The following is a 286-nucleotide window of genomic DNA, read 5'->3' as shown; positions in this document are numbered from 1 at the left end:
CTGGCCTGCGGCACGGCGAGCTCGGCGGCCGTCGCCCGCAGGAGCATCTCGCGGGCGGTGGCGCCGAGGCGGGGCATGGCCTCAAAGCTGGAGCGTGTCGAGAACGACCCGCCGGTCATCCGCAGCCCGTTGACGACCGCGTAGTCGGGGCCGGGCGGGGCGCATTCCACCGCGAAGCGCGCCGGGCCGAGGTCGAGCTCCTCGCCGATCGTCTGGGCGAGGCCGGTGGTGATGCCCTGGCCGCCCTCCACGAAGGGGCTGAGCAGGCGCACGGTGTCGTCGGGGC

At 75.5% G+C, this 286-nt stretch carries 1 pseudogene; it reads right to left on the bottom strand.

What is annotated here, in order from left to right:
- A pseudogene (locus tag ACLBYB_RS33385) lies at window positions 1–286 on the bottom strand (xanthine dehydrogenase family protein molybdopterin-binding subunit); the annotation flags it as partial.

It is taken from the genome of Methylobacterium sp. D54C (assembly GCF_053345595.1).
The sequence above is the reverse complement of the archived record's forward strand: the minus strand, read 5'-3'. Positions and strand labels throughout refer to the sequence as shown.